The organism is Corallococcus sp. AB049A (genome assembly GCF_003668885.1).
GTDB lineage: Bacteria > Myxococcota > Myxococcia > Myxococcales > Myxococcaceae > Corallococcus > Corallococcus interemptor.
This window is the reverse complement of sequence record NZ_RAWL01000676.1, coordinates 1-2,765: the sequence shown is the minus strand read 5'-3', so window position 1 is coordinate 2,765 and position 2,765 is coordinate 1. Positions and strand designations below refer to the sequence as shown.

The window sequence follows — 2,765 nt, the reverse complement described above, 5'->3', positions numbered from 1 at the left end:
GGAGGTGTGGGCGCGCCACCGCTGAGACCTCCCACCCCGCCCTGAAGTCGGAGCGAGGTGTTGGCCCTTGGAAGGGTCTGGGCGCCGGTGTCGCCGCGACAGCGTCCCCTGGCACGCAGGGCCGCCTTGTTCCCGCGGGCCACCATCCCCACCTCGGAAGCCCGGTCAGGGGGGGGTCCGAATGGTGGTGTTCCTCATGGATGGGCAGTCCGCTTCGGCGAGGGTGGTGCGCCACTCGACCGCGGCGCGCCGGCTGCGCCTGGAGGTCCCTGACCTGCAGTGGAACACCTCGCTCGGCGCGCGGCTGGAGGCCACGTTCGCCACCTGGCCCGGCGTCGAGGAGGTGAGCGCGCAGCCCCGCACCGGCCGCCTGCTGGTGCGCTACGCGCCGGAGGCCCCCCTGCTGGCCCGGCTGCACGAGGAGCCCGAAGCGCCGCTCGCCCGCACTCGCAGGCATCACAAGGCCCGCCCGGCGCCAGGCGGACAGCGCGGACCGCGGGAGCCGTGGCACGCGATGACGGTGGACGCGGTGCTGGCGCGGCTGGACGGCTCGACGCACGGACTCTCCTCGGAGGAGGCGGCGCGGCGGCTCAAGCGCTTCGGCCCCAATGTCGTGGAGGAGGAGACGCAGCGCTCGCGCCTGGCCATGCTGGGCTCACAGCTGGCCACCATTCCCACGATGCTGCTGATGGGCTCGGCGGGGGCCTCCGCGCTGGCGGGGGACGCGCTGGAGGCGACCGCCATCCTCGCGGTGGTGGGGCTCAACGCGGGCATCGGCTACCGCATCGAGCGCCGCAACCAGGAGCTGCTCGCCTCGTGGCAGAAGCTGGAGGCGGGCTCGGCGCAGGTGCTGCGCGGCGGCGTGCTCGTCACGGTGCTGGTGGCGGAGCTCGTGCCGGGGGACGTGGTGCTGCTGCGCGCGGGCGACGTGCTGCCCGCGGACATGCGCGTGCTGGACGCGCACCGGCTCTCCGCGGACGAGGCGCCCCTCACCGGCGAGAGCGAGCCGCAGCCCAAGCAGCCCGCGCCGGTGGATGCGCGGGCGCACCTGGCGGAGCGGACGTCGCTGCTGTTCGCGGGGACCACGGTGGCCACGGGCCATGGGCGCGCCCTGGTGGTGGCCACGGGCGCCAACACGGAGATGGCGCGCGTGCGGGAGCTGGTGGCGCAGGAGTCCGCGCCGACCACGCCGCTGACGCGCAAGCTGGGCCAGCTGGACCGGCACGTGGCGGTGGCCTCCGTGGGCGCGGCCGCGCTGTCCGCCGTGGTGGGCCTGGCGCATGGCCGCTCCGGGCCCCAGGTGCTGCGCGGCGCGGTGGCCCTGGGCGTGGCGGCCCTCCCCGAGGGTCTGCCCCTGGTGGCGACCGCGGCGCTGGTGCGCGCCATGCAGCGGCTGCACGCACGAGGCATGGTGGTGCGGCGCGTGTCGGCCGCCGAGGCGCTCGGAGGCGTCACCGTCATCTGTGCGGACAAGACGGGCACCCTCACGCGCAACGAGATGCGGCTGGAGGTGCTGGACCTGGGGGATGGCTCCCTGGATTTGTCCACGCTGCGCACCCGGCCCCAGGCCGTGCTGGAGGACCCGCCCACCCTGGCGCTCGCGCTGGGGCTGCTCAACAGCGACGTGGACGTCCACCACCGCGGCAAGGCGCTGGAGGTGTCCGGCAGCTCCACGGAGAAGGCGCTGGTGGCCGCCGCGCACGCCGCGGGGCTGGACGGGGCCGCGCTGCGCCGCGCCTTTCCCCGCCGCCATCTGCTCGAGCGCTCCGAAGGCATCCACTACGTGGTGAGCGTGCACCATGCGCCCGGCGATGGCGTGGTGGCCTTCATCAAGGGCGCCCCCGAGCAGGTGCTCGGCATGTGCGAACGCACCACGAAGGGGCCGCTGGACGCACGTGAGCGGGAGCGGCTGGCCCGGCGCAACGACGCGCTGGCGGCGGAAGGGCTGCGCGTGCTGGCGCTGGCCTGGCGGCGGCTCCCCGGCGACGAGGGCGCCGCGCCGACGGAGGGCTACACCTTCATCGGCTTCGTGGGGCTGAAGGACCCGCTGCGCGAGGGCGCGGCGGAGTCCGTGCGCCAGGCGCGAGGCGCGGGCATCCGCACGGTCATCCTGACAGGAGACCAGCCCCGCACGGCCGAGGCCATCGCCCGGCAGGTGGGACTGGAGGGGGACACCCTCACCCCGCGTGAGCTGGCGGAGATGCTCGAGCTGCCGGCTGACGCGCTCGCGGAGCGGCTCGAACGCACCGAGGTGCTGGCGCGCGTGACGCCGGAGGACAAGAGCAAGCTGGTGAAGGCCCTGCGCGCGCGGGGAGCCATCGTCGCCATGGCGGGAGACGGCATCAACGACGCCCCGGCGCTCCAGGCGGCGGACGTGGGCGTGGCGGTGGGCGTGCGCTCCAGCGACATGGCGCGCGCGGTGGCCGACGTGGTGATGGCCAGTGAGGACCTGCGCAGCATCATGTCCGCGGTGGGCGAGGGCCGCATCGTGCAGGACAACCTGCGCCGCGCGCTGCGCTTCCTCTTCGCCACCAACTTCTCGGAGATGGCGCTGGTGCTGGGCGCGGGACTGCTGGGGCTGCGGGAGCCGCTCACCCCGCTGCAGTTGCTGTGGATCAACCTCCTCACGGACACGCTGCCGGGAATCGCCCTGGCGCTGGAGCCCGGCGACCCGGCCATCCTCGACCGGCCTCCGGCGCCTCCCGGGATGCCGCTGCTCACGCGCCGGGCGGCGCGGCGGGTGGCGCGCGACGGAGCGCTGATGG

Annotated in this window: 1 protein-coding gene; it reads left to right on the top strand. The window is 75.2% G+C overall.

Annotated features, from left to right (window positions below; translation table 11 throughout):
• Positions 1-181 precede the first annotated feature (181 nt).
• Positions 182-2,765, top strand: a 2,584-nt coding sequence (locus D7X55_RS38140) for a cation-transporting P-type ATPase (protein ID WP_147470383.1), incomplete at its 3' end; no start/stop codon positions are given.